This window comes from Thermoactinomyces sp. CICC 10735 (assembly GCF_016055175.1).
Classification (GTDB): domain Bacteria; phylum Bacillota; class Bacilli; order Thermoactinomycetales; family Thermoactinomycetaceae; genus Thermoactinomyces; species Thermoactinomyces vulgaris.
Genome location: NZ_JAECVT010000003.1, coordinates 477,241 through 501,043, shown reverse-complemented (window position 1 = coordinate 501,043; position 23,803 = coordinate 477,241). Strand labels below are relative to the sequence as shown.

Sequence of the window (23,803 nt, the reverse complement as noted above, 5' to 3'; positions counted from 1 at the left end):
CGTTTTTTCACGGCCGGGGTTTTTTACAACAGAATTTTTATTCAAAATCCGGGAGTTGCAGCGCGTTCCGGTGAAGCCTTTTCCGTTTCGTTTTTTCGTACTTGCCACAGCTGTTCCGCCAGGGATGCCAGCTCTCCTTTGATTAAAATCGCTTCTTTATATTGCGGGGGAATGGATTCAAATCCCCAGTAAAGGCCGGCAAGACCGCCGGAAATAGCTGCGATGGTATCGGAATCTCCCCCCAGATTGGCCGCCTCTTGCACCACTTCTTCAAAAGAAGAGGCATGCCACAACAGGTACAACACCCATTTGAAGGTATTTTCCACATAGCCGTTGGGCGGAACTTGGGGTTTCTCTTTGACGGCCTCAGCATATCGGGTGTCTTGAATCTCCTCTTCCAACGCCGTTTTCAGGGATTCCCCGCAAAGAACCCGGTGAGCGATGCGATTGTACAGCACACAGGCTTCTGAAGCCAAATCATCATAATGCGTCATTTTCGATTGCAAGCGGCTGATTTCCGTGATTTTGGCCGGATCACCGTACACGAGGGCAACCGGCAAACAGCGCATCAAGGTTCCGTTCCCTGCACTTCTTCCGCTTAACACTTGATGGGCCTTTTCCGCTGCTTCAAACCAGTCCCCGTCGTAACAATCATATGTTGTGCGAATGATGTTCCCGATGTCCCGGGGATTCTTTTCAACCCACTTTTTGATCTCATCGCCAATCCATCCCAACGGATTGTCCGGGTTTTTCATCAACCCGTTGGCCACGGCAATGGTCAATTCCGTATCATCGGTCGTTTCCCCCGGTTTTAGATTCAGCCATCCTCCACCGGTGATTTCGGTCAAATATCCATATTGCTCCTCAATTTCCCCCCGGCTCATAAATTCGGTGGTCGCCCCCAATGCATCCCCGATTGCCACTCCGAATAAACCGCCTTTGATCTTATCCAGCATCTTCATAACTCCCTAAGCAAAACTTAAAAGTCTCATCATTCATTTTAGCGCAGAGCGGCCCCTTCCACATGTTCATTTAGCATGAGTCTTGTGACAAATCTTTTAAATCAAAATATCCTTTTTCATCCGGACCGTTCTTAGATCATGTCCGAAAAAAGGCTCTGTGTACACTTTCACCACCCGAAACCCCTTGGCTTGATAAAAGCAAAATCCCGTTTCATTGCCGGATTCCACATCCACGAGCCACGCTTTGGCCTGTTTCAGCTTCCCAAAAGCCGATTGGAACAGCCGGGTCCCCATCCCTTTTCCTTGGAATTCAGGCAACACATAAATCGCATCAATCACCGCCATCCTCCCTTTTTCCGTCACCTGAATAAAACCGGTTGCTTTTTCTCTTGCCACGGCCACCAAAAAAATGGATTCTCCGATTCGCCGCTTCAGCATTTCATCGGAATAAGCCACGGACAGAAACTGTTGCCGGACCGGTTCCGGAATCAGGTTTTCATACGTATGATGCCAGGTAATGCGGGCAATCTCACGAATCGCGCCGATATCGGAAAAAACAGCCGGACGAATTTGAACAGCCACACTGTCACCCCCCCTAAAATTTCACCTTGGCACCAACGATGCACACACCCTGTCAACTGCAAAACCGAATAAACTTATCCCACTGGTCATCACTCAAGTAAAAACCGTCTGCTCTTAGCTCAAACTTGATATTCTTTTTCTCCATGCACGGGACACGGGCCGACAAATCCCCCCGGTTGGTCATTTTCTCTTCAGAACACCCGGCCGCTCCCACCAACAGAATCAAACATCCCATGATCATCCATACCTTTTTCAACATCACATCGTTCCCCCATGTTGTTCTCGTGAAGCTGCTGTCATCCGTCACATGATAACATACCGACGCCGGGGGAACTCCCAAGCGATCGCTTTATACAGTCACAAAGCCGCTTTTTTTCATTATGTATTCGTGAAACTCCGTAAGCCCTTGGTAATCATCAACCGGCACTGGTATGCGCGGTTCCAAACCGATGCGGATATACATGCCGTCTTCTTTTGCTTCTTCGTACGGATACCTTTTAAGCAACCACAACGCATTTTCCTTGAAATCCGCGATATCCGAAGCAAACGAGCATCCGCTGTAAATCATACCGATTTTTCTGCTTTTCATTTGTTGATACGCTTGAGTGTTTCCTTTTCTTTTTTCCCTCATCATTTGGACATAAAAACCGACAGCTCGCGGCGGGAATCCCAAAGTCATCCCCAAAATGCGGTCTGTGTCCGCTAACGAAAAAGTGCTTTGTTTCAACTCTTCTTCAAACCGGTGACGCATGAAGTCGGTTTGAAAAAACAAATAAAACCGGTTACCGGACAATAAGTCGTAATCACGATGACTCACATGCGGATAGTTCGCCAATAAAAAATTCAAGTGCTTTGTCGTCTGTTTCAAGCCGAGTATTTCCAAAAATGCAGGCTTGTATCCCTTTAAAAAAGCATCTGCCGTTTTCAATGGACTTTGACTCCTTCAATGGATGTTGCTAATACTTATTCCACAGGATCATTCTTATTACCTTGGTATAAAAAGAAAACTCCCGCTGTGCGGGAACAACTCATCCCTCATATTCTTCATAATCACATTCGTCACAAACCACATATCCGTCTATGGTTTTATGCAGCTTCCCTTCTCCACAACGGGGACATGTTTTCAAACCGGGGCTTATCTCTTGAAAACGGCTCACGCCAACACACCTCCTCCTTTATTATATATAAAATTCAATCATTTCTGTATATTATTAATAAACTTGGAGAAGATTTGAATAAGACGCGACCCAATTATCAATCTGTAATTGGTATAAAAATAAGAATAACAATAAAAATCAAATTAAATATCATCTATATAAAACTCTTGAATATTTTTATAAATCTAGTGATAATAGAATTAATTAAGTGTAAAGGAGCTTAATATATGAAAAAAATTTTTAAATTTTTATGTTATTCACATTACTAACACTAACAATTAGCTCTTTCATTCCTTCTTACAGCCATGCAGCAGGAATTAAAATGAGTGATGCAGAGCTGGACAGTACATATGAGGTAGTTGATGGAGATGAACTAGTAACAAACTTGCCGAGCACTGGGGAAAGCCTAACACTAGAACAACTCTTTCAAAAATACAATTTAGAACCCGCAACTAATATCCCTCAAGGAACAGAAGTCATTAAATTTGATAGTGTTGAGGCAGCTGATAAATTCTTTACAAAAATCAATAAGGACGCTGAAAACCCAATAATCGAAGACTCTTCATTTAGTACCCTTGCGTTAGGAACAACTCAAGTAAGATCTGTATCGTTTGGATTCTCAAAAATTAATCTTTATGCCGATATTACTTGGAATAGTAATAAAATAATTACAAGCTGCCGTGCTTGGACAACACATACAGGTGTGACTTTTTCTCTTGGGTGGGACCAAAAATATGCTTATTGTACTCCAACAAGCGGCTCAAGAACCACTATGGTAAAAGGTGGAGGAACAGGTAAATGGGTTGTATTTGTTCAGGGAGTCGGAACCGTTTACTCTAAAGACATCAATATTCACTATGGATATACTGTACCGTAAAATTTCAATATACTCCACCATAACAAAATCAACAGGAGTTGGTTAAAATATTTAGTATCGCTACTCTTCTGTACCAGACATTGATGTTTGTATTTGGCATTGTCATCATTGGGGCCATTATTTATTGGGTGAAGAAAAAAAACAAGTAATGCTGTGTAAAGGGGATTCGTCAGAAGGAATCCCCTTTACTTTTATATATTCACCAAAAAAAGAGGCGAGCCAAAGGTCACCTGAAAGGAGGAAATGAAATCACCTGTAAAAAATCGCACTCTATGTTAACAACTAAGAAAGTATCCTTCAATCCTATACTGTCTGTCTTGTCCATTTTGAAAGCAAAACAAAAAAAGAGCTCCGCTGTTGCGAAGCTCTTGGCGTTTGGCGGAGAGGGTGGGATTCGAACCCACGGTACGGGAAGCCCGTACAGCGGTTTTCGAGACCGCCTCCTTAAACCACTCGGACACCTCTCCAAGATGATATCCTGATCATACAGTTGTATATTGTACAGGAGAAATGGATGTCTGTCAAGGGAAAAAGAGAAAGAGGAATTGCCGTGAGTTTTGTGGATATGAGCGGCAATCAGGATTTTTCCTGCATTTTTTGTTCTTTTTTCCGGCGGCGGAGTTCTTTGAAGAAAGAAGTCAGGATGGTGCTGCATTCTTCTTTCATGACTCCGGTGATCATTTCGGTTTGGTGATTGAACCGCCCGTCCTGAAGGATGTTCATCAAGGTTCCGGCACATCCGGCTTTCGGATCTTCTGTCCCGTAGACCACGGTGTCGATGCGTGCTTGGATGATGGCGCCGGCACACATGGGGCACGGCTCCAGGGTGACGTACAAGGTGCAATCATTTAACCGCCAGCTTCCCGTTTTCGCGGCGGCCTCGCGAATGGCGATCATTTCCGCATGGGCGGTCGGGTCATTTCCCGTTTCCCTGAGATTGTATCCGCGTCCGATCACTTCCCCGTCTTTGACAATCACCGCCCCGATCGGGACTTCGCCAATTTCTCCCGCTTTTTTCGCTTCGGCCAGCGCTCCTTTCATATACGTTTCATGATCCATTCCGGACTTCACCTCCTTTAGTGGACCGCCCGTGCAAAAAAGGACCTGCTTTTTTTTTGCAAGTCCCAACCCATCCCATTTTTCCCTATTGTGTTGTCTGCTCTCCTCCACAATCGGAACAAATTCCGTAGATCTCGAACTTGTGTCCGGTAATGGCGAAGTTTTCCGGCTCTCCCAAAATGGAATGCATCGGGCAAAGCTGGATGGCACGGGTACGTCCGCACTCCGTGCAAATGATATGATGATGGTGTGAATCCCGGTCACAGTGAAAACGATACCGCCTTTCCCCGCCCCATTCCGTTCCTTCGATGATACCCAACCGTTCAAAAAGGGAAAGGTTCCGGTACACGGTGTCAAAACTGAGCCCGGGAAAATCCTCCTGCATTTGGTCCAACACTTCTTTGGCCGTTAAATAGCGGCCTTCTTCCCAAAAAATATGCATCATGGTTTCCCGCTTGCCGGTGTATTTATATCCATTTTTTTTCAGCACTTCCAATGCCTGTTTTAAATCCATCCCTCTCTCTCCTATTTTCCACCATTACTTTCCCTTTATTTTATAATAAATTCTTCCCGTTTTCCTCGTCATTTTTTTGAAACACAAAATAAAAAGCCAAATGATCAGCGAAACGATGACAATGGTTCCTCCCGAAGCCCAGTCCAGATAATAAGCGGCAATCAGTCCGCTGAATACGGCCAACTCCGAAAAAAGCACCGACCAAAACAATGCTTCTTTAAAGCTTTTCGCCAGTTGCAACCCGGCCGCCACCGGAAGCGTCATGAGGGCGGAGACCAATAAAATCCCGACCACCCGGATGGAAGCCGTAATCACGAGCGCCACGATCACCAAAAACAAAAAGTGCAAGGTTTTGCGGGGAATGCCTGTTAAAACGGCATGTTCCTCATCAAAGGCAAGGGCAAACATCTCTTTGTAAAAGATCAGGATGAATAAGACCACGATTCCCCCGATGGCTGCCATAAAGCCCAATTCCTCACGGGTAACGGCCAGGATATTTCCGAACAAATACCCGGCGATATCGACATTGAAACCGTCCGCCGCACTGATGAGCACGACGCCCAATCCGATTCCGCCCGACAACAAGATCGGGATGGCGATTTCTTCAAAGGATTTGTACAAGCGGCGGATTTGTTCCACCAAAACCGAACCGGCGACGGCAAAAGCCATGCCGACATAAAGCGGGTTGACCGCATAAAAAAGCGGCAGCTCTTTTTGCAACAGCATTCCGGCCGCCACCCCCGACAGTGTGATATGGGACAACGCATCGGCAATCAAAGACATGCGCCGGACCACCAAAAATACGCCGACAAGCGGTGAAATGAACCCGATGATGATTCCGGCATAAAACGCGTTTTGCATCCATTCATATTGTAAGATCTCCATCATCATAGGAAAAAAGCTCTTCCCTCCCTGTCTTTCTCCGGTCAGACGCCCATCAGTTCATATTGATAGGCTTTGCTCAAAATTTCCTGCTGTCTTTGTTGAAACTCCCCGGGATCGCCGTGAAAGATCAAGCGCCGGTTGAGGCAGGCCACCTGATCCGCCAACCCGGACACCGCTTGAAGATCGTGATTCACCATCAGCAAGGTCAAACCCTCTTCCCGGTGAAGCCGGTTTAACAAATCATAAAACTGTCCGGTTGTTTTTTCGTCCACCCCCACGGTAGGCTCGTCCAATACAAGGAGCTCCGGTTCAGCCACCAATGCCCTGGCGATAAAAGCCCGTTGCTGCTGACCGCCGGACAGTTTGCCGATGCTCCTGTTTTGGACGGACGTCAAACCGACCAGATCGATGGCATTTTCCACCTGTTCGATATGTTCTTTTTTCAGCCGCCGAAATAACCCCAGTTTTCCATACAAGCCGGATTGAACCACTTCTTTCACCGTGGCAGGAAACATCGAATGGAAACTGTTCGCTTTTTGGGAAACGTAGCCGACATTCAGCCGGTCTTGCAGTTTGGAGACTTCCTCGCCTCTTACCCGGATGCGTCCTTGCCGGGTTTTTAAAAAGCCGAGCAGGCACCGGACCAAGGTCGATTTGCCCGATCCGTTTGGCCCCACGATCCCGAGGAATTCCCCTTCCTCCACAGTCAAATGGATATCTTCCAGTACGGGTTGTTCCGCATAGGCATAATGTAAATGCTCAATTTCAATCAGAGGCGTTTTCATCTGTAGAAGAAACCCCCAATGCTTTTGCAAGGTTTTCCTTATTTTCACGCATGACACTAAAATAATCCTTCCCTTGCTTCATTTCCTGTTCCGTCAATCCTTCCAGCGGGTTTAAAACCAGAACTTCGGCTCCGGCTTCCTTTTTCACCACATTGGCAATCCGGTTGCTGACCAGGGTTTCAAAGAAAATCACATCAATGTCATGGGATTTGACTTGTTCCACCACTTGTTGAAGTTCTTTGGGGCTCGGTTCGTCGGAAGGACTCAGTCCGGAAACGGCGATTTGCGTCAGTCCGTAACGCTTCGCCAGATAGGAAAATGAGGCATGGGAAACGGCAAACTCTTTTTTGGCGGCTTTCTCCGTCATGTCCCGGTATTCCCGGTCCAGTTGATCCAGCCCGGCGGCCAACGCTTCATAATTTTTTTCATAGTCCTTTTGGTGTTGGGGATCCAGCTGAATGAGGGCATCCAAAATTGCCGATGCCTGCTTTTTCGCCAACATCGGATCCAGCCACACATGCGGATCGGTTTGTCCCCCGTGTTGATCATCACGGAGCAGGGATATCGGTTTGGATGCTTCGACGATTTTGGTTTTCTCCGGATTTAACATCCGGCTCACCCGCTCGATCCACGGTTCAAACCCGCCGCCGTTATAAACAAATAAATCCGCTTCACTCATTTTGCTCATATCACGCGCTGTGAATTCAAAGTCATGCGGCTCAACCCCCGGAGGCACCAGATTGGTCACCACCGCATGCTCGCCGCCGATTTTTTTCGCAAAGTCGTAGAGCGGGTATATACTGGTATACACTTGTATTTTATCCCCTGGCTGTTTGGCCTCCTTTTCCGGGGTTCCCGCCGAACAGCCCGTGAGCGCAAGGACCGTGAAAAGAATCCAGCACACGGCGCTTTTCAGGTGTTTCATGTTATGGATCACCTTCTCAAGACAAAATTCGTTCACAGATCTTTTTCATTATAACCCCCTTAGACATCTATGTAAATCGTAAATATTACGATTTAAATCTTTTTCGTTCCAAAGGAGAATTCTTTTCAAAATGGATAAGTATGCAAATTATAAAGAATTGTCGGCACATCAGCAAATCGGAAAAGACTATACGATTCACATTCAGTATGCCCTTCCCGACATCGTGATTTTAGCCATTCACGGCGGGAGGATTGAAGCCGGCACCAGCGAAATTGCCCGGGGCATCGCCGGCGAAAGGTGGAGCTTTTATGATTTCCGCGGGAAAAAAAAGAAAAATAACCGGGATCTCCACATTACTTCCACCTGTTTTGACGAACCGCGCGCCTTGAACCTGGTGGCCCATGCCTCCCGTGTGGTCACGGTTCACGGAACCAAAGGCGACAAACCGTTCGTTTATCTTGGCGGCCGGGATGAGGCGTTGTTGAAAAAAACCCGGCTTTACCTGTTGGATGCATCCTTTCCGGTCGGTGTCACCCCCGGCCGTCTTAAAGGAACAGACCCGAAAAACATCGTCAATCGCGGCGCCCGTGGCAAAGGACTGCAAATCGAACTGACCCGGGGCATGCGTTCGGAGCTTTTCAAGGATTTGAGCCGGCCCGGAGGAAGTGAGCCTTCCCCCCGCTTTCAACCGTTTGTGGAAGCGATCCGTTCCGCCATTCACAGTCTTCCCCAAAAAAAGCGTCCGGATTAATCCGGACGCTTTTTTTATGCTTTGCTCCATTTTAATTTGATTTGCTGCACGCCTTTTTTCAGCAACGGTTTTCCGATTTGAAGGTGGAACTGGGTGATCACAATCGCCGCGGTCATAAACGCGAGCAAAATATACATGCAGTGTTCCACGATCTCCATGTTTCCGCTGGACAAAATCGCACGCAATCCCTGAACGGTGTAAGTCATGGGCAAATAATCGTGGATCGTGCGGAAAAACGAAGGCAACAACTCCACCGGATATGTCCCGGCACTGGATGCCAGTTGCAGCATCAAAATCCCGATTGACAGGAAGCGGCCCACATTGCCCAAAAAGACATTTAACATATGGTTCAAAGCGATAAAGGTGATCGACATCACGATACTGAACAGATAGAGCCATCCCGGAAGTTCCGGCTCGATCTTCAGGCCCCAGATGATGGCCGTGATAAGCAACACTGCCTGCCCGATGCCGATCAATCCGGCGGCCGGCACGGAAAGCGGCTCTTTGCGGTGGGAAAACACTTGATACAAATCGACCACGGTAAACAGCAACATGGCGCCCACCCAGAGCGACAAAGAGATAAAATACGGGGCAAATCCGGTTGCATAGTTCGGTACATCATGATGAACATTTTCCTTTATCTGTACCGGATCGGAAATCACTTCTTCTTTTTGTTCCGAACCTTGAAGTTGGTCTTTGGCTTTATCCACCCCGTCACTCAAGCCTTGGGCCAACTCACTTTGTCCGGACTGGATTTTTCCCAATCCTTCCGACAGTTTTCCTGCTCCCGTTTCCAGCTGTCGGATGCCGCTGACCAGCTGTTGCTGTCCGTCAGACAGCTGGGAAGTCGCCTGAACCAACTGGCTCGCTTTTCCTTTTAACTCCTTGGCTTTCGCCACTGCCTGATCCACTTTTTGTGTCAACTGATTGGCATGGTCCGCCACTTTTTGTCTTTCGTTTAAAAACTCTTTCCAATGTTTTTCCCAGTCGGGGATTTTTTGGTCGATCTCGCGGAACCGGTTCATTCCCGATACGTTGCCCGCCTCCGCTTCTTTTAAAGACTCCTTCATGGAAAGAACCGACGGGTCTTGGGCCAGTTCCGGATGTTTTTCGATCAACCGGTTTAAATCCGCTTCGGTTTTTTGCAGATCCTCCGCGGCTTTTTTCACCGACCGTTGCCCTTCCGACAGCGGTGTTTTAAGATCCGGGGGATCCTCAGGCAGCGGAATCCTGGCAAGCTTTTGAATCTCATCATTCACTTGATGAATGATTTGTTGCGCCTTTTCCATATCCTCCATCGGAATCTTGTTGATTTCCTTCTCCGCTTGGGTTGCTTTTTGATTAAACAGTTGCAAATACCCGAGGATTTTGGAGGCGCCTTGATCCAACTTGGATAAGCTGCCGGTAATGGTTTCGGAACCGGATTGGGCATCCCCGGTTTTTTCCGCCAACAAGCCGGCCCCGTTTGCCGCTTTTTGCAATTCTTCCACTGAATCCGACAGTTGCGCAAAAATTTGTTCCACGTAAATTTTGCTTATCTTTTCATCCAGGTTCATCTCCAATTCCCGTTTGATGGAATCCCCGATCGTCCCGGACAAATAGTTGTTGCTCTTATCCACGTGATACTCCAACTGCCCTTTCAGCGGTTCCGGAGAATCCACGGAAACCACGGCTTGCGAGAAGTTCTTGGGGATGACGATTCCCATGTAATAGGTCCCTTTATCCAGACCTTCCTCCAGCTTGTTCCGGTCGGTCACTTCCCATTTCACCTTGGAATCCTTTTGCAGTTCCTCCACCAGTTCATTTCCGACATGCAAGTTCTCTCCGTCCCGAACGGCTCCCTGGTCTTCATTCACCAACGCCACCGGCAGGTACTCTAAATTTTCATAGGGATCATAAAACGCCGACAGGTAAATGACGCAGTAGATCAGGGGGATCAAAAGGATCCCGACCAAACCGAGGCGCATGGGCTTGGATGCCCATAACCGCTCCAAATCCTTAAAACCGGACAAAAACAAAAATTTGTTCTCTTTCCTCCTTTTCATCATTCCCCTCCTCACAGGGATCGCAAAAACTGACTGGTCAGTATAAATGATATTATACTACTCCTATTCGCATAAACAAGTATAATTTCCTTAAAAATATGGCGAATTTTTAATACTGCACAAAACAATGTGCTGGAGACTTTCAATCATTTGCGGAACATCTTTCTCGATTTGTTCGGAATCCAATTCTTCCAAACTATACAATTTTTGTAAAACCACCACGCTGGCCGCCCCAAAAAATGCACTGGCCGCTTCCGGAACATGCTTGACACAGAATTCACCGATCTGGTTTCCTTCCTCCATCACTTTCTCAATCAACTTCAAATATTCGCCAATTTTAATCCGGAACTGATGTTGCCTTGTTTTCGTTCCGAACGCTTCGCTCAACAACAGCTTGGCCAATTTTCCGTTTTGCACATAAAAATGAACCTGATTCTCCACCAATGCCAACAATTGATCCGTCGGCGACTCGTGTAAATCCACATTCCGCTGTGCACTGTCAATCAGCTTTTGGACGCCTTCATTCATCAAACCGACAAACAGTTCTTCTTTGCTTTTAAAGTGATAATAAATGGTTCCCTTCGCAACGCCGGCCGCTTTGGCGATATCATCCATTTTCGCCTGATCAAAACCGCTTTCCGCAAACACTTCAATGGCAGCTTTAAAAATCAAATCCACTTTTTCATGACGCATAAATAAGTCCTCCCAGTTTTCTGTCAATCCGATACAAACCCATTTAAAATCAGTATACGCTAAAACAATAATATATTGAAGTAATCAAACAGAAGTTTAGAAAAAAATAGAATCCCGTCTCCATTTGCGTTATACTACAAATAGATTTTCATTTTTTATTTACCAGCCAAATAAGCTATGTCTTTTCAGAAGACTACATAAGGCAAAAAGAGTCTGTCCCCCACAGACTCTTTTTCCTGCAATCAGGGACCTTTTCATCTTGTTCCAAATCGCAAGGAATAAGGATAGAATATTCTATATAAATCATTTATACAGAACCTTTTCACAGGAGGGTGGTTGCATGTTTGACATCGCCATCGTCGGAGCCGGTCCAACCGGTGCAAGCGCCGCGATTTTCGCAGCCAAAGCAGGAAAGAAAACCATACTGATCGATCATGAAAAAACCCCCATTGGAAGAGCTTTGTTAAAAAATTATCCCGGTATCAAGGAAATCAACGGGGCTGATTTGCTGAAAACCATTCAGGAACAAGCCGTTTCGTTTGGCGCGGAATGGGTGAAAGACAACGTGTCCGACATCCGCAGAGAATCGGAATATTTTGTCATCGAAACTGATAACAGAGAACCCATCCAAGCCAAGCAAGTCATTCTGGCCACCGGAATGGTTGCCAAACTTGCCGACAAAACCGGCATCCAAACCAAGCCGGGAACCGAACCATTCATCAAAACCATCTTTGAAGTGGATGAAAACGGAAAAACCAATATTGATGGGATCTGGGCGGCCGGAATCTGTGCCGGCGCGAGCTTCCACACCGTCATTGCCGCCGGGGACGGAGCCCGGGTCGCCATCAATGTAATCAGTGAATTAAACGGGGAAAGATATATGGATCATGATGCCCTCCCCAAAAAGTAAAAACGAAAGAAGGCATCTTCCCAACCTCCCGGAAGGTGCCCTCTTTTCTTCACTTGGCCAAGTATGACGTCAGCATCCAAATGTGTTTTTCAAGGTTTGTCCGTATGTCGGTCAACAAATCGGCACTGGAATCATCTTCGGCGCGTTCCGCTTCTTTGATGCCTTTTTTTGCCTCGTCCACCACCACTTGGAAATCTTGAATCAATTGCTCCACCATTTGTTCAGCGGTTTCGTTGCCCACCGCTTCTTGGATGGTGGCATGATCCAAATACTCTTTCATGGTGCTGAGCGGAATGCCTTTGATGGCCAAAATCCGTTCTGCAATTTCGTCAATGTAAGATGCCGCTTCTTTGTAAAATTCCTCGAATTTGGCATGGAGTTCAAAAAACTTTTCTCCTTTGACAAACCAATGATAATGATAAAGCTTAAAATAAAGAACGCCAAAATTGGCCAGTTGCTGATTCAAGGTCTTATGCAATTCTTGCATCATCATCCCTCTTTTCCATGCGAAGTCCACGTCCCTATTTTTTTCAAAACGCGTTTTATTATGCATGGATGAAGGAATTTCCGGCCAAATACACCTTTTTCGGCCATCCGCAATATCTGGACATTTTTATTCCCAAACGTTATAATGAAGATTGGATCATTAAACATTGAGCGCCCGTAGCTCAGCAGGATAGAGCAGCGGTTTCCTAAACCGCGTGTCGGAGGTTCGAGTCCTCTCGGGTGCACCAAGCCGGACAGGATGCAGGGTTTCACAGTTAACCGTGAAAATTCCTGATCCGTACGTACAGCCGCCACTTTACCATGCAATTGCCGGTAAAGAAAGGCGGCGTTTTATTTTATGAGAAGCCGGTAAGCCGACCGTCTGAAGAAGAACCGATGATTATTGAAGAAAATTCGATGATATGGTATATTTAGGGTATCGAAATATTTTAACCGTGTGATTGCGGATTTTCACCCGCGTGCCGGGGGTTCCAATCCTTCCGGTGCTCCAGGAAACGCGCTGACTCTGTTGTGGAGGGCGCATTTTATTTTGCTTTAAAAAGAAGTCGCCGATCGGGGCCGGCTTCTTTTTCATTACATGATAAAGGAGTGATGGTTTTATATGGAAAATGACAAGCTGTGGACGAAAAATTTCCTTTTTTTATTTTTGTCCAATTCTTTCGTGTCCCTAATTTTTTACTTATTGATGACCACCATGGCCGTTTATGCCGTGAAACAGTATCATGCCTCCGAAAGCTCGGCCGGACTGGCTGCGGGGATTTTTGTCATCGGGGCATTGGTTTCCCGGTTGTTTGCCGGAAAATACATTGAAGTGATCGGCCGAAGACGCCTGCTTTTGGGAGGATTGTTTTTTTACCTGATTGCCACCTTGTGCTATTTTCTTGCTGATCATTTGATTTTGTTGCTGTTGATCCGTTTTCTTCACGGAGCTGCTTTCGGGTGTGCTTCGACGGCCATGCAAACGGCGGTCATGGACATGATTCCTCATCATCGGAAAGGTGAAGGCATTGGATATTTCACCTTGAGCACCACCGTGGCAACCGCCATCGGTCCGTTTCTCGGCCTTTTCATTTCCCAACACGCGGATTACCAAGTGATCTTTGAGTTTTGTGCACTCTTTTCTTTCCTTTCCTTGCTCTTCGCTTTTTTTGCGGACATTCCTCAAGTCTCCGTCACCGAGGAACAGCTGCAGGCGATGAAAAGCGGATTCAGCTTGTGGGATTTTTTTGAAAAGAAGGCTCTTCCGATTTCTTTATACATGGTTCTCATCGGGATCACTTACTCCGGCATCGTTTCGTTTATCAATTCTTATGCCATCGAAGTGAATTTGACTGAGTCTGCCGGCTTCTTTTTTATCGTCTATGCCGTCATGCTTCTGATCTCGCGCCCTTTTGCCGGGAAACTGCTGGACTTGAAAGGGGAAAACATGGTTCTATATCCGGCCATCATTTTGCATGCGCTTTGTTTCCTGTTCCTCAGCCAAGCCCGGAGCGGATCCGTTCTGCTGTTGGCAGGTGCATTGCTTGCGCTTGGGTTCGGCGCCCTCATGTCCTGTTGCCAGGTGGTTGCCATTAAAGAATCCCCCAAGCACAAAGTCGGTTTGGCCACTTCCACCTTCTATTCTCTGGTGGATGGCGGCGTGGGCATCGGCCCTTACTTGATCGGGATCGTCATCCAGTACATGGACTTCCGGAGTATGTATTTGATGCTTTCATTCCTTGTTCTCCTGTCGATTTTCCTGTATTTCATCTTGCACGGCAAAAAAGCCGCCTTAAGAAAAAAACAGCAACAACGCTCCCAACAAGCGGCCTGATCCACCCGGGGGAAACCCCGGCTTTTTTCTGCCATGGGGCTGGATCCCCGGTTCCGGTAATACACGGCTGGAGAAATTCGGGCTATCAGGGATACAAAAAAAGTGTCGCCGGAGCTGAAATACCGGCGACACTTTTTTATTGATCCGCAAGTTTTTCTTTTCGTTTCATCCATCCGTAAAACGGCAAACCGGCCAAAGCAATGAGGATGGTGATCACGGCTCCTTCCAAGTCGTGGGTCAGCATACTGAAGACCACAAACAAAGAACCGATAATCGCCAGAACCGGAGTCACCGGATAAAGCGGCACCCGGTAATTCCCTTTTTCGCGAACCCATTCCGGGTCTCTTTTTCTCAGCAAGAATACGGCAATGAAAGCCTGGATGTAGAAAATAAAAATAGCAAAAATGGCGATTTCGGACAAACGATCCGGGTCACTCAACACCATGAACAGGACAGCCAGCAGGATTTGCAACAAAATCGCGCGGATCGGCGTGCCAAATTTGGGATGTACCTGCGACAAGAAGTTTCCTCCCGGCAGCAGGCGGTCATTGGCCATGGCAAACGCAAGCCGGGGATAGCTTAAAATTTTCCCGTTTAAACCGCCAAAAATAGAAATGATAATACCGATACTGATGATTTGTTGTCCGACCTCTCCAAACAAGAGACCGGCTGCCGTCCCCGCTGCATTTTCACCCAACGCTTGAATCTGGCCGGCCGGCATGACGGAAAGCAAAGCCAGATTGACCGCAAGATAAGCGACAATAATGACTACCAAACCGAGACTCAGCGCCTTGGGAAGGATTTTCGCCGGGTTTTTCATTTCCCCCGCCACTGATGAAGCCGCAATCCAACCGTCATAAGCAAACATGGCGGCAAGCATGGCAGCCCCCAGTCCTTCTTTGCTTCCCCCGAAGGTTGCGGAAGAAAAGATGTCGCCGGAACCTTGCCACAATCCAAATGTGGAAATCAGGACAATGGGCACCAATTTGGCAATCGTGGTGATCACTTGGATGATTCCGCCGTATTTCACGCCCAGACTGTTGACGATGGTCAGAAAAAGCACGGTTCCGATGCCAATCCACAGATGCCAGGATTCAGCCAAAGATAAATAATTCCCTGTCAACAATCCGAAGTAAAGCCCCATGGATCCGATCAGCGCCGGCTGATAAATCACCGTCTGCACCCAGCCGCTTAAAAAACCGGAAAACCTTCCGTATACGTTCTCCAAATAAATATAAAGCCCGCCGGTTTTGGGAATCCGAGCACTCAGCTCGGCAATGGTCAGGCCCGCGGCCAGCATCAATAAACCGCCCAATAACCAAGCCAATAAGGCCAGAGAGGAGTCCCCTCCCACATAATCCAGCACCGTACCGGGCTTGACGAAGATTCCCGAACCAATGACAACTCCCACCACCAAGGAAATCGCAGGCCAGAAACCGAGATCCTTTTTCAACTTTGTTTCTTGATTTTGCATCGTTTCTATCACCGTCCGATAAAGTACAATCATGCTCCATCCATTATAACGCCATTGCTTTAATGAAGTAAATTATTAATATAAAAAAGAACGGTGTTATTTTATGCCAAAAAAACGCGGGATTGAATTCATTCCCGCGTTTATTGGATCACCACTTTATACCGTTTCATCCATTCATTGATTTGCCACCAGTAAGCCAACAAGGCCGGCACGTTCATCAATTGACCAAACCAAGGCAAATGCAACTGGGTCAAATCCTGATTCATGAAATTTTCGACTTCCTTTGGATCCAATAATTGAAATAACGGTGCCGACGGGTCATCCAGGATTTCGCGAATTTGTTTTTTCATCAGGCGCAAATAATCGGGATGATGGGTCTTGGGATAGGGGCTTTTTTTGCGCTCAACAATGGGTTGGGGGAGAACCTCTTTCATGGCATAACGCAGTAATCCTTTTTCCCGGTTTCCATGCTTTTTCATCGACCAGGGGATGTTCCACACATATTCCACCAAATGATGATCACAAAACGGCACGCGCACTTCCAAACCGAATGCCATGCTCATGCGGTCATTCCGGTCCAGCAAGGTGGGCATCCATCGGGTTAAATTCAAATAAAACATTTCCCGCATCCGTGCTTCCCGGGTGTGATCTTCACAAAAGCGCGGAACTTCCGACAAGGCTTCTTGATACCTTGCTTCCACATATTCCAACAGATTCACCCGTTCTTTTATTTCCGGGGAAATAAAAGGAAGCCGTTTTTCAACCAAGCGCGCCCAAGGGAACGTATCGGCATTCACCATCTCTTCCCGGTGAAACCACGGATACCCGCCGAACACTTCATCCGCGGATTCCCCGGAAAGAACCACGGACATTTCTTTCTTGATTTCTCTGGCAAAAAGGAGCATGGAAGCATCGACATCGGCCATCCCCGGCAAATCCCTTGCCTCCATCGCTTGGATGATACTGCGAAACAGTTCATGATTATCCAGTAAAATGGTATGGTGCTCAGACCCGATCTCTTCCGACATCATTTTGACCCAAGGGGGATCGGCATTGGGCTGAAATTCATTGACATGAAAGTATTTTTCATTATCAATATAATCCACCGAAAAAGTATGCAACGGCCCCCGGTTTTCTTCTTTATAAACCTGTGCCATGCATGTCGCGATGGCACTGGAATCCAATCCCCCCGACAGCATCGTGCCCACAGGAATATCCGAAACCAATTGCCTTTTCACCGCATCCCGGAAAAGTTCGCGCACTTTTTCGGCCGTGGTTTCCAGATCATCTTCATGCTCGCGGCTGGTCAGCTCCCAGTAAGTCCACGTTTTGAGGCCGTTCCGGTCATAACGGAGCATCTGTCCGGGACGCAATTCATGAATGTCTTTAAACACTCCGCATCCCGGGGTTCTTGCCGGGCCTATCACCAAAATTTCGGCCAACCCTTGATCATCCAATACCGGTTCCACTTCCGGATGGGCCAGAATGGCTTTCAACTCGGATCCGAACAGAAAAGCATCTTTTGTTTTGGTATAAAAGAACGGTTTTACCCCCAACCGGTCCCTGGCCGCAAAACAAGCCTGCTTTTTTCCGTCCCAAATGACAAAAGCGAAAATTCCATTTAAATGCTTGGGACAATCTTCCCCCCATTCCAAGTACGCCGTCAAGATCAATTCCACATCGGACCGGGTCTCAAAGGTATGCCCCAATGACCGGAGTTTGAGGCGGAGTTCCTCCATGTTGTAGATTTCGCCGTTATAATTAATGACAAATTCATACCCATCCACTTTTTTCACCATCGGTTGGTTTCCGCCTTCCGGGTCAATCACGATCAGCCGCCGGTGTCCCAAAGCGGCATGTTCGGAAAACCAAAACCCTTCTCCATCCGGTCCTCTGGATTGGAGCGTTTTATTCATCCTGCGTAAAATTTCCCGTTCCCGGGTCAAATCCCTCGTAAAATCTATCCATCCGGTAATTCCGCACATGGACATCCCCCATTTTTCTGATAAAGTGTCTTCTTCTCATACTATGTAGAAACCCCAGAAAAGTGCCCATAAAAAACAGAAAAATATTCAATATCGGGAAATGTCTTATTTTGTGTTATGATATAATTGGTCCTTTTAACCAAATTCTCGCCCAAAGGAGGGATACCTGTTGATTTTCAAATCATTAGCCAGCTTGGGAATCGGAGCCGCACAAGTGGACACCCGGCTGAACCAAGAAACTTTTTACGCCGGCGATTCAGTTCAAGGCGTTGTATTTATACAAGGCGGACAAGCCGAACAACAAATTGACGATATTTATTTGTATCTGGTGATTCATTATTTAAGATACAATAAAAAAGTCTCTTACATCCTGCAAGAATACCAGTTGTCCAAATCCTTTGTCATTCAAGCCAATGAGACCAAGGAAATTCCTTTTCAGATTCATCTGCCGATTGTCACACCGATGTCCACAGGCAGTTACCCCATTTACTTAAAAACCGGATTGGACATCAAAATGGCCATCGATCCCAGTGACGAAGACCTGATTGAGGTGCTTCCCCATCCAACCGTGCAAAATTGCCTGAAACAAATCGAGGAGTCGGAATTTATTTTGTATCAGATTTATAACCAATATGATCCGGAAGCCAAGCCTTTCGGTTTTCAACAAGTATTCCAATTCCGGCCCATCGGGCGTTACCACGGTTATATCGACGAGTTGAATGTGGTTTTCAATCTCTCTGACAGCGAAGTGTTGATGAACCTGGAAATGATCCGGGCCAATCAGTCTTTTTACACCACATTGTCCTGGAATCCTCACGAACTGGGACAGGTTTATGTCAACGGACAACAAACACTGACCAACCCCACCAACAAATTAAAGGAAATCCTGAGCCGAAAATTGGTTTAACCCGCAGGGCGATGCCCTTTTACCGGACTACATCGCCCTTTTTTTCGGCGGTGTTATGTTGTTCGACCAAGATGCGGGAAATGCGCCACTGGTCCATTTCTTTGACCGTGAACACAAATCCCTCAAACTCCACTTGATCCCCGACGCTCGGCACTTTTTCCAGCTTGGAAAACAACCAGCCCCCGATGGTGTCATTATCTTCGTCCTCAATATGGATGTTAAAATAATTGTTGATTTCTTCAATCAACAACCCGGAATCAATCAGGATGCCTTGTTTTTCTTTTTGGAAAAATGGCCTTTCATCATCAAATTCATCTTGAATCTCGCCGAAAATCTCTTCGATGATATCTTCCGTGGTAACCAGCCCGGATGTCCCGCCAAATTCATCGATAACAATCGCCATTCCTGTTTTCTTTTTCTGCAATTGGCGAAGCACATCCTTGATTTCCATCGTTTCCGGCACAACGACAACCGGGCGTACCAATGCCGTTAAATCGGGCTTTCTTCCTTCCACCAGTTGTTCATAAACATCCCGGATGTGAATCAGTCCCTGGATATTGTCTTTGTCATATTTGCACAAAGGAAAACGGGTGTGATGAAACTGCTTGATGATGTTCAGATTTTCTTCGAGCGGTTTTTCCACGTACATACAATGCATTCGCACACGGGGAACCATCACTTCCCTGGCGACGCGTTCGGTGAAATCAAACACATTGTCAAACAGCTTGAGTTCGGTCTGGTCAATGAAACCGCTGCGATGGCTTTGAGCAATCAACATGCGGATTTCTTCTTCGGTATGCGCTTGTTGCGTTTCGCTCGTTCCGACGCCAAATCTTTGGAGAAACCAATTAGCGGACCGGTTCAACAAAAAAATAAACGGGCGAAACAACCTGTAAAATCCGTGCAGAAAAACAGACGTCCATAAAGTGATCCGTTCCGACTGGCGAATGGCAAGCGATTTGGGGGCCATTTCCCCGATCACAATATGCAAAAAGGTGATCAAGGAAAAGGCAATCGCAAAAGAAATTGTATGAATCAGAAGGTCCGGAATCCCGACCCAACGAAAAAAGGGCTCCAAAGACCGTGCGATCGCCGGTTCCCCGATCCATCCAAGCCCCAAAGACGCCAAGGTGATTCCCAATTGAGTGGCCGATAAATATTCATCCAGATTGGACAAAACCTGTTGTGCAACTCTTCCCCGCTTGGTGTCAATCTGCGCGATCCGGCTGGAACGGACTTTCACAATGGCAAACTCGGAAGCCACAAAAAAACCGTTTAACAAGACAAAGATGAGGACCAACAAAAGATAAAAAAGATGGCTGATAAGCTCCTGCATAACAACTCCTCCACCTGAAGCGGACCACTTTTTCTTAGTATGTCCCGTCTTTTCATAAATAAATTTGCTATCATAACAAAAGAAACGAAACGATACGGAGGGTCATCATGCCATACCATATTTTGGTCATCGAGGACGACGCTGATATTCAGGAGCTGATTCGTGAATTTTTAACGGTTCAGGATTACTATGTCGATGTGGCCGGTGACGGAAAAGAAGGAATCCAAAAATTTATGGAAACGAATCCGGACCTGTTGATTTTGGATGTCATGCTCCCGGAGATGAACGGATATCAGGTATTGAAAGCCATCCGCCGACAATCCGGTGTTCCCGTGATCATGCTGACGGCTTTGGATGAGGAAGCCGACCAACTGAAAGGATTTGAGCTGGGGGTGGATGATTACATCACCAAACCGTTTTCTTTTCATATTTTGATCAAACGCGTCGAAGCCGTGCTGCGCAGAACCTATCAGACAGCAGAGTCAACGCGAAAATTAAAGTACCAGGAAATCACATTGGATTTGGACGGCTATAACGTTTATGTCGGCAAGCATCAAAAACACTTGACGACCAAGGAATTTGAAATTTTGCAAACCCTGATGAAACACAAAGGGAAAGTGTGTTCAAGAGAGCTTTTGCTCAACAAAGTTTGGGGATTTGATTATTACGGAGATCCCCGGGTTGTCGACACCCATATCAAAAACTTGCGCAAAAAATTGGGGGTCCCCTACATACAGACGGTGAAAGGAGTGGGCTACAAGCTTGATACAGCATAAAAAAAGCATTACCCTGAAAATTTTTTGGGTCACCAGCCTGCTGATCGCTCTGACCACCAGCATCCTGTTTGCTGCCTTTTATTTTTTGTTGCCTTCTTTTTATTATGAATACAAGATCAATAAATTAAACCACGGCATCGACCAATTGTTGGCCGATGTTTCGGAGGTTCCCGTTTCCCAGGCACAAAACCTTTTATACGAATTCACCCATGACTACAACATCCATTTGCTGATCCGGGATCAACAGGGAAACATGATTTCGATTCCGTCTTCCTCTTCTCCTTTGGTTAAAATCCCGTACCGTAATAATTACGAAAAGGAAACAGATGGCATCCCGCCGATCCGGATCATCGAAAAACCCATCTCCTTTCGGGACGGCCGGTTTATCGCCATTTTTGTCGCCACCTTGCAGCCTATCGATGAGGCTTCCAATGCCATTTTGATGCTGATGCCGTACATGGGTTTTTTTGTCCTGTTGATCTCCATGGTTGGTGCATTTCTCTACACCAAACTGATCACCCAACCTCTGCTTAAAATTAATCAAGTGGCCAAGCGAATGGCCAAACTGGATTTCAGCCAGAGGTTGGAAAACCGGTCCGATGATGAAATCGGGGAATTGTCCCAGAGCCTGAATGAATTGTCGCAAAATCTCAAACAAACGATGTCCGAATTGCAACAAGCCAATGCGAAGTTAAAAGATGACATTCAACGCGAAAGGGAACAAGAAGCGAAGCGGAGGGAATGGATGGCGACCATTTCGCATGAATTGAAATCACCGATCACGGCCGTGATGGGGCAACTGGAAGGCATGATCCACCAAATCGGTGTGTACAAAGACCGGGATAAATATTTGCGCCGATCCTATTCGATTATCAAAAACATGGAACAACTGGTAAAAGAAATCCTGGAAGTCTCCAAACTGGAATCGGATGCATTTCATCCGCTGAAAAAAACCGTTTCTTTATCAAGCATGATTCAATCCGTCATCAAAAGGCTGGAATTTTTCCGCGAGGACAAACAAATCCGATTTGACGTGAACATCGAACCGGACCTGTTTGTCACAGCCGATCCCGGCTATCTGCAAAAAGCGGTGGCAAACATCATCCACAATGCCATCAACTATGCTCCTTCCGGCGAAACCGTCCGGATTTCCCTTGCACAAAAAAACTCCCATATCGAATTTCACGTACTGAATACGGGAGCCTCCATCCCGGAAGCCGAACTGCAAAAAGTCTTCGAACCCTTTTACCGTTTGGAAAAATCCCGAAACCGAAACACCGGGGGAAGCGGTTTGGGGCTTTATATCGTGAAACAGATTTTGGATATCCATTCGTTCCCTTACCAGCTGACCAATGAAGAAAACGGCGTTTTGTTTACGATTCATTTTCCTTTTTCTGAACAAAATGAATAATTCCATTCTTTCTGCCGGCAAAGTGAGACCGGTTCCACGGAAAAAAGCCGGATGATTACAACATCCTGTCAAACCAAAAACAGTTTCAAAAAAAGCTTTCAACCTTTGAATAAATCATCTTTTCCTTGGTACAGATTTTTTAATGCATTTAAAACAGCTGATCCCGATGCCGCCCCATCAACATATCCACAACTTTATCCACATTATCCACAACATATAGTGCAATTTCGGAACAGCATGCTTTTCAACCCCAAAACAAGAACATGCGTTCCTATTCCGCCGAATATATGATATAATAATAAAACAAAACCACTTCCAAAGGAGCCGATGGAATGCATAATCCATGGCTGATCTGGGCTGCCCGTATCATTGAAGAAACCCTTCCCTTGGTCCAAGAACAACTATCCCATAATCAAAGCGTGATCTGGAAAATGGAGAATATGTTTGAGGAATTAACCTTCAAAACTTCTTCTTCCAAAAACCATCATTCATAATTATGCATGTGTCTTTTTTATGACCCTTTCCATAATAATATTTCGAATCCACCGATGATTCGTTATAATGAAAATGTAAGATTTCAACGGGATTGAATCACGGGAAAAAACCGATACCCTCCGGTGAGTCGCGCTAAAAAGCCGGCTCTTTTTTTCATTCAGTATGTTGTATAAAAATAAAATTTATCAACATATCCACAATTTTATCCACACTATCCACAACATCTTGTGCTAATATAAATGTTAAGATTGATAAAAAAAAGAGGAGGTTTCCCCCTCCCACTTTGATCATATTCAGCTTTTTGTCGGATTGTCTCAAACTTCAACCTGAACTTCTTTCCAATTGCTTTTGTCCGTACTGATATAGAAGCGGCTGGCTTCATGTTTTTTGGGAAACAAGCGAATCAGAGATTTTATGTATTCGTTGGCGGATTCTTCGGTCTCAAATCCGGCGGGGTATTCATGCGTTTTGATTTCCCCGTTTTTTTCAGTTTCAATTTTTAAGTAGAACATTCTTTACCCTCCTTGTTTTAAATGTTGAATGAGATTTTAACATTTGATCAAGTCATTGTGAAAACTATATCTTTAATTCTGAATTTACATGAATCAGGCCGTTGGTTCAATCCTTTTATTTAAGAACCCCTGCTGATGAATGTCGATTCTCTTTCTATTTGATTAATTTTTTATGTTTTTTTAATGTTTTTTTCCATGAATGATATCTTTTGTGCATGAACAACCAGCAACAACATGGATTACACATCAAACGCATCCCGTAAAAATTTAACCTGGCAGTAAAGAAAAAGGTTTCGCGGAAAGCGAAACCTTTCTGTCCATTTGGCGGAGAGGGTGGGATTCGAACCCACGGAGGGCGTGAACCCTCGGCGGTTTTCAAGACCGCTGCCTTAAACCACTCGACCACCTCTCCACAATGTAAATATTCAATTACAAAGTTATA

General features: G+C 46.0%; 24 protein-coding genes and 3 tRNA genes. 9 read left to right on the top strand and 18 right to left on the bottom strand.

Annotation, left to right across the window (positions count from 1 at the left end):
- Positions 1-41: 41 nt before the first annotated feature.
- From I8U23_RS08755 to I8U23_RS08740, 4 genes are all read right to left on the bottom strand, one after another.
- The gene (locus I8U23_RS08755) at positions 42-956 is read right to left on the bottom strand and encodes an ADP-ribosylglycohydrolase family protein (RefSeq protein WP_309485134.1); all 915 of its coding nucleotides are present in this window, start codon (positions 954-956) and stop codon (positions 42-44) included.
- 102 nt (positions 957-1,058) lie between these two features.
- A complete protein-coding gene (locus I8U23_RS08750; protein WP_037996603.1) occupies positions 1,059-1,544 on the bottom strand; it encodes a GNAT family N-acetyltransferase in 486 nt (161 codons plus the stop codon).
- Between the two features lie 52 nt (positions 1,545-1,596).
- A complete protein-coding gene (locus I8U23_RS08745) occupies positions 1,597-1,803 on the bottom strand; it encodes a hypothetical protein (RefSeq protein WP_062843202.1) in 207 nt (68 codons plus the stop codon).
- Between the two features lie 90 nt (positions 1,804-1,893).
- Positions 1,894-2,472: a hypothetical protein gene (locus I8U23_RS08740; RefSeq protein WP_037996599.1), complete on the bottom strand. Its 579-nt coding sequence runs from the start codon at positions 2,470-2,472 to the stop codon at positions 1,894-1,896.
- A 551-nt stretch (positions 2,473-3,023) separates the two neighbouring features.
- On the opposite strand from I8U23_RS08740, the gene I8U23_RS08735 reads away from it, so the two are divergent.
- A complete protein-coding gene (locus tag I8U23_RS08735; RefSeq protein WP_198050912.1) occupies positions 3,024-3,578 on the top strand; it encodes an RNA-binding protein in 555 nt (184 codons plus the stop codon).
- A 376-nt stretch (positions 3,579-3,954) separates the two neighbouring features.
- Here the strand turns inward: I8U23_RS08735 and I8U23_RS08730 are convergent.
- The 6 genes from I8U23_RS08730 to I8U23_RS08705 form a co-directional block, all read right to left on the bottom strand.
- Positions 3,955-4,045: transfer RNA gene (locus tag I8U23_RS08730), tRNA-Ser, on the bottom strand.
- Positions 4,046-4,154: 109 nt separating this feature from the next.
- Positions 4,155-4,637, bottom strand: a complete 483-nt coding sequence (gene tadA / locus I8U23_RS08725) for a tRNA adenosine(34) deaminase TadA (RefSeq protein ID WP_198050911.1) — start codon at positions 4,635-4,637, stop codon at positions 4,155-4,157.
- 85 nt (positions 4,638-4,722) lie between these two features.
- Positions 4,723-5,151 (bottom strand): Fur family transcriptional regulator, encoded by a 429-nt coding sequence (locus tag I8U23_RS08720; protein ID WP_037996594.1) that lies wholly within the window; start codon positions 5,149-5,151, stop codon positions 4,723-4,725.
- A 24-nt stretch (positions 5,152-5,175) separates the two neighbouring features.
- Positions 5,176-6,042, bottom strand: a complete 867-nt coding sequence (locus I8U23_RS08715) for a metal ABC transporter permease (protein WP_037996592.1) — start codon at positions 6,040-6,042, stop codon at positions 5,176-5,178.
- Positions 6,043-6,077: 35 nt separating this feature from the next.
- Complete coding sequence (locus I8U23_RS08710; RefSeq protein WP_037996590.1) at positions 6,078-6,821, bottom strand: metal ABC transporter ATP-binding protein; 744 nt, start codon at positions 6,819-6,821, stop codon at positions 6,078-6,080.
- Positions 6,802-7,746 carry a metal ABC transporter substrate-binding protein gene (locus tag I8U23_RS08705; protein ID WP_121874262.1) on the bottom strand — a complete coding sequence of 315 codons (945 nt, stop codon included), beginning with the start codon at positions 7,744-7,746 and terminating at the stop codon, positions 6,802-6,804. Before I8U23_RS08705 ends, I8U23_RS08710 begins: the two co-directional genes overlap by 20 nt.
- 130 nt (positions 7,747-7,876) lie before the next feature.
- Between I8U23_RS08705 and I8U23_RS08700 the strand changes: the two genes are divergently transcribed.
- Positions 7,877-8,497 carry a poly-gamma-glutamate hydrolase family protein gene (locus tag I8U23_RS08700; protein ID WP_052186801.1) on the top strand — a complete coding sequence of 207 codons (621 nt, stop codon included), beginning with the start codon at positions 7,877-7,879 and terminating at the stop codon, positions 8,495-8,497.
- 14 nt (positions 8,498-8,511) lie between these two features.
- Here I8U23_RS08700 and I8U23_RS08695 read toward each other — a convergent pair whose 3' ends face one another.
- Together I8U23_RS08695 and I8U23_RS08690 are read right to left on the bottom strand one after the other, a co-directional pair.
- Entirely contained in the window at positions 8,512-10,542 is a 2,031-nt protein-coding gene (locus I8U23_RS08695; protein WP_037996587.1) for a YhgE/Pip domain-containing protein, read from the bottom strand.
- Between the two features lie 90 nt (positions 10,543-10,632).
- A complete protein-coding gene (locus I8U23_RS08690; protein WP_037996586.1) occupies positions 10,633-11,235 on the bottom strand; it encodes a TetR/AcrR family transcriptional regulator in 603 nt (200 codons plus the stop codon).
- Between the two features lie 340 nt (positions 11,236-11,575).
- On the opposite strand from I8U23_RS08690, the gene I8U23_RS08685 reads away from it, so the two are divergent.
- Positions 11,576-12,145, top strand: coding sequence for an NAD(P)/FAD-dependent oxidoreductase (locus I8U23_RS08685; protein ID WP_037996583.1), 570 nt, complete (start codon positions 11,576-11,578; stop codon positions 12,143-12,145).
- 49 nt (positions 12,146-12,194) lie between these two features.
- Here I8U23_RS08685 and I8U23_RS08680 read toward each other — a convergent pair whose 3' ends face one another.
- Positions 12,195-12,635, bottom strand: a complete 441-nt coding sequence (locus I8U23_RS08680) for a Dps family protein (protein ID WP_037996581.1) — start codon at positions 12,633-12,635, stop codon at positions 12,195-12,197.
- A gap of 167 nt (positions 12,636-12,802) precedes the next feature.
- Between I8U23_RS08680 and I8U23_RS08675 the strand changes: the two genes are divergently transcribed.
- Together I8U23_RS08675 and I8U23_RS08670 are read left to right on the top strand one after the other, a co-directional pair.
- A tRNA-Arg gene (locus I8U23_RS08675) sits at positions 12,803-12,879 on the top strand.
- A gap of 374 nt (positions 12,880-13,253) precedes the next feature.
- Positions 13,254-14,465, top strand: coding sequence for an MFS transporter (locus I8U23_RS08670; RefSeq protein WP_198050910.1), 1,212 nt, complete (start codon positions 13,254-13,256; stop codon positions 14,463-14,465).
- Between the two features lie 136 nt (positions 14,466-14,601).
- Here I8U23_RS08670 and I8U23_RS08665 read toward each other — a convergent pair whose 3' ends face one another.
- Together I8U23_RS08665 and asnB are read right to left on the bottom strand one after the other, a co-directional pair.
- The gene (locus I8U23_RS08665; protein WP_037996576.1) at positions 14,602-15,939 is read right to left on the bottom strand and encodes an APC family permease; all 1,338 of its coding nucleotides are present in this window, start codon (positions 15,937-15,939) and stop codon (positions 14,602-14,604) included.
- 140 nt (positions 15,940-16,079) lie between these two features.
- Complete coding sequence (asnB, locus tag I8U23_RS08660) at positions 16,080-17,924, bottom strand: asparagine synthase (glutamine-hydrolyzing) (protein WP_037996573.1); 1,845 nt, start codon at positions 17,922-17,924, stop codon at positions 16,080-16,082.
- A 169-nt stretch (positions 17,925-18,093) separates the two neighbouring features.
- On the opposite strand from asnB, the gene I8U23_RS08655 reads away from it, so the two are divergent.
- The gene (locus I8U23_RS08655; RefSeq protein ID WP_049720756.1) at positions 18,094-18,831 is read left to right on the top strand and encodes a sporulation protein; all 738 of its coding nucleotides are present in this window, start codon (positions 18,094-18,096) and stop codon (positions 18,829-18,831) included.
- 19 nt (positions 18,832-18,850) lie between these two features.
- Here I8U23_RS08655 and I8U23_RS08650 read toward each other — a convergent pair whose 3' ends face one another.
- Positions 18,851-20,167 carry a hemolysin family protein gene (locus tag I8U23_RS08650; protein ID WP_198050909.1) on the bottom strand — a complete coding sequence of 439 codons (1,317 nt, stop codon included), beginning with the start codon at positions 20,165-20,167 and terminating at the stop codon, positions 18,851-18,853.
- A gap of 104 nt (positions 20,168-20,271) precedes the next feature.
- Here I8U23_RS08650 and I8U23_RS08645 point away from each other — a divergent pair, with 104 nt between their 5' ends.
- From I8U23_RS08645 to I8U23_RS08635, 3 genes are all read left to right on the top strand, one after another.
- Positions 20,272-20,943 (top strand): response regulator transcription factor, encoded by a 672-nt coding sequence (locus I8U23_RS08645; protein WP_175413221.1) that lies wholly within the window; start codon positions 20,272-20,274, stop codon positions 20,941-20,943.
- Complete coding sequence (locus tag I8U23_RS08640) at positions 20,930-22,354, top strand: sensor histidine kinase (protein WP_198050908.1); 1,425 nt, start codon at positions 20,930-20,932, stop codon at positions 22,352-22,354. Before I8U23_RS08645 ends, I8U23_RS08640 begins: the two co-directional genes overlap by 14 nt.
- Before the next feature lie 332 nt (positions 22,355-22,686).
- Positions 22,687-22,848, top strand: coding sequence for a hypothetical protein (locus I8U23_RS08635; RefSeq protein WP_156097749.1), 162 nt, complete (start codon positions 22,687-22,689; stop codon positions 22,846-22,848).
- Between the two features lie 315 nt (positions 22,849-23,163).
- Here I8U23_RS08635 and I8U23_RS08630 read toward each other — a convergent pair whose 3' ends face one another.
- Entirely contained in the window at positions 23,164-23,361 is a 198-nt protein-coding gene (locus tag I8U23_RS08630) for a hypothetical protein (RefSeq protein WP_037996561.1), read from the bottom strand.
- A gap of 322 nt (positions 23,362-23,683) precedes the next feature.
- A tRNA-Ser gene (locus I8U23_RS08625) sits at positions 23,684-23,773 on the bottom strand.
- Positions 23,774-23,803: the final 30 nt, after the last annotated feature.

Excerpts from the sequence above, each read along its gene's own strand:
- I8U23_RS08755 (WP_309485134.1), bottom strand. The coding sequence starts at position 956 with ATGCTGGATAAGATCAAAGGCGGTTTATTCGGAGTGGCAATCGGGGAT.
- I8U23_RS08745 (WP_062843202.1), bottom strand. The coding sequence starts at position 1,803 with ATGTTGAAAAAGGTATGGATGATCATGGGATGTTTGATTCTGTTGGTG.
- I8U23_RS08735 (WP_198050912.1), top strand. The coding sequence starts at position 3,024 with ATGAGTGATGCAGAGCTGGACAGTACATATGAGGTAGTTGATGGAGAT.
- tadA (WP_198050911.1), bottom strand. The coding sequence starts at position 4,637 with ATGGATCATGAAACGTATATGAAAGGAGCGCTGGCCGAAGCGAAAAAA.
- I8U23_RS08720 (WP_037996594.1), bottom strand. The coding sequence starts at position 5,151 with ATGGATTTAAAACAGGCATTGGAAGTGCTGAAAAAAAATGGATATAAA.
- I8U23_RS08715 (WP_037996592.1), bottom strand. The coding sequence starts at position 6,042 with ATGATGATGGAGATCTTACAATATGAATGGATGCAAAACGCGTTTTAT.
- I8U23_RS08710 (WP_037996590.1), bottom strand. The coding sequence starts at position 6,821 with ATGAAAACGCCTCTGATTGAAATTGAGCATTTACATTATGCCTATGCG.
- I8U23_RS08705 (WP_121874262.1), bottom strand. The coding sequence starts at position 7,746 with ATGAAACACCTGAAAAGCGCCGTGTGCTGGATTCTTTTCACGGTCCTT.
- I8U23_RS08700 (WP_052186801.1), top strand. The coding sequence starts at position 7,877 with ATGGATAAGTATGCAAATTATAAAGAATTGTCGGCACATCAGCAAATC.
- I8U23_RS08695 (WP_037996587.1), bottom strand. The coding sequence starts at position 10,542 with ATGAAAAGGAGGAAAGAGAACAAATTTTTGTTTTTGTCCGGTTTTAAG.
- I8U23_RS08690 (WP_037996586.1), bottom strand. The coding sequence starts at position 11,235 with ATGCGTCATGAAAAAGTGGATTTGATTTTTAAAGCTGCCATTGAAGTG.
- I8U23_RS08685 (WP_037996583.1), top strand. The coding sequence starts at position 11,576 with ATGTTTGACATCGCCATCGTCGGAGCCGGTCCAACCGGTGCAAGCGCC.
- I8U23_RS08680 (WP_037996581.1), bottom strand. The coding sequence starts at position 12,635 with ATGATGCAAGAATTGCATAAGACCTTGAATCAGCAACTGGCCAATTTT.
- I8U23_RS08670 (WP_198050910.1), top strand. The coding sequence starts at position 13,254 with ATGGAAAATGACAAGCTGTGGACGAAAAATTTCCTTTTTTTATTTTTG.
- I8U23_RS08665 (WP_037996576.1), bottom strand. The coding sequence starts at position 15,939 with ATGCAAAATCAAGAAACAAAGTTGAAAAAGGATCTCGGTTTCTGGCCT.
- asnB (WP_037996573.1), bottom strand. The coding sequence starts at position 17,924 with ATGTGCGGAATTACCGGATGGATAGATTTTACGAGGGATTTGACCCGG.
- I8U23_RS08650 (WP_198050909.1), bottom strand. The coding sequence starts at position 20,167 with ATGCAGGAGCTTATCAGCCATCTTTTTTATCTTTTGTTGGTCCTCATC.
- I8U23_RS08635 (WP_156097749.1), top strand. The coding sequence starts at position 22,687 with ATGCATAATCCATGGCTGATCTGGGCTGCCCGTATCATTGAAGAAACC.
- I8U23_RS08630 (WP_037996561.1), bottom strand. The coding sequence starts at position 23,361 with ATGTTCTACTTAAAAATTGAAACTGAAAAAAACGGGGAAATCAAAACG.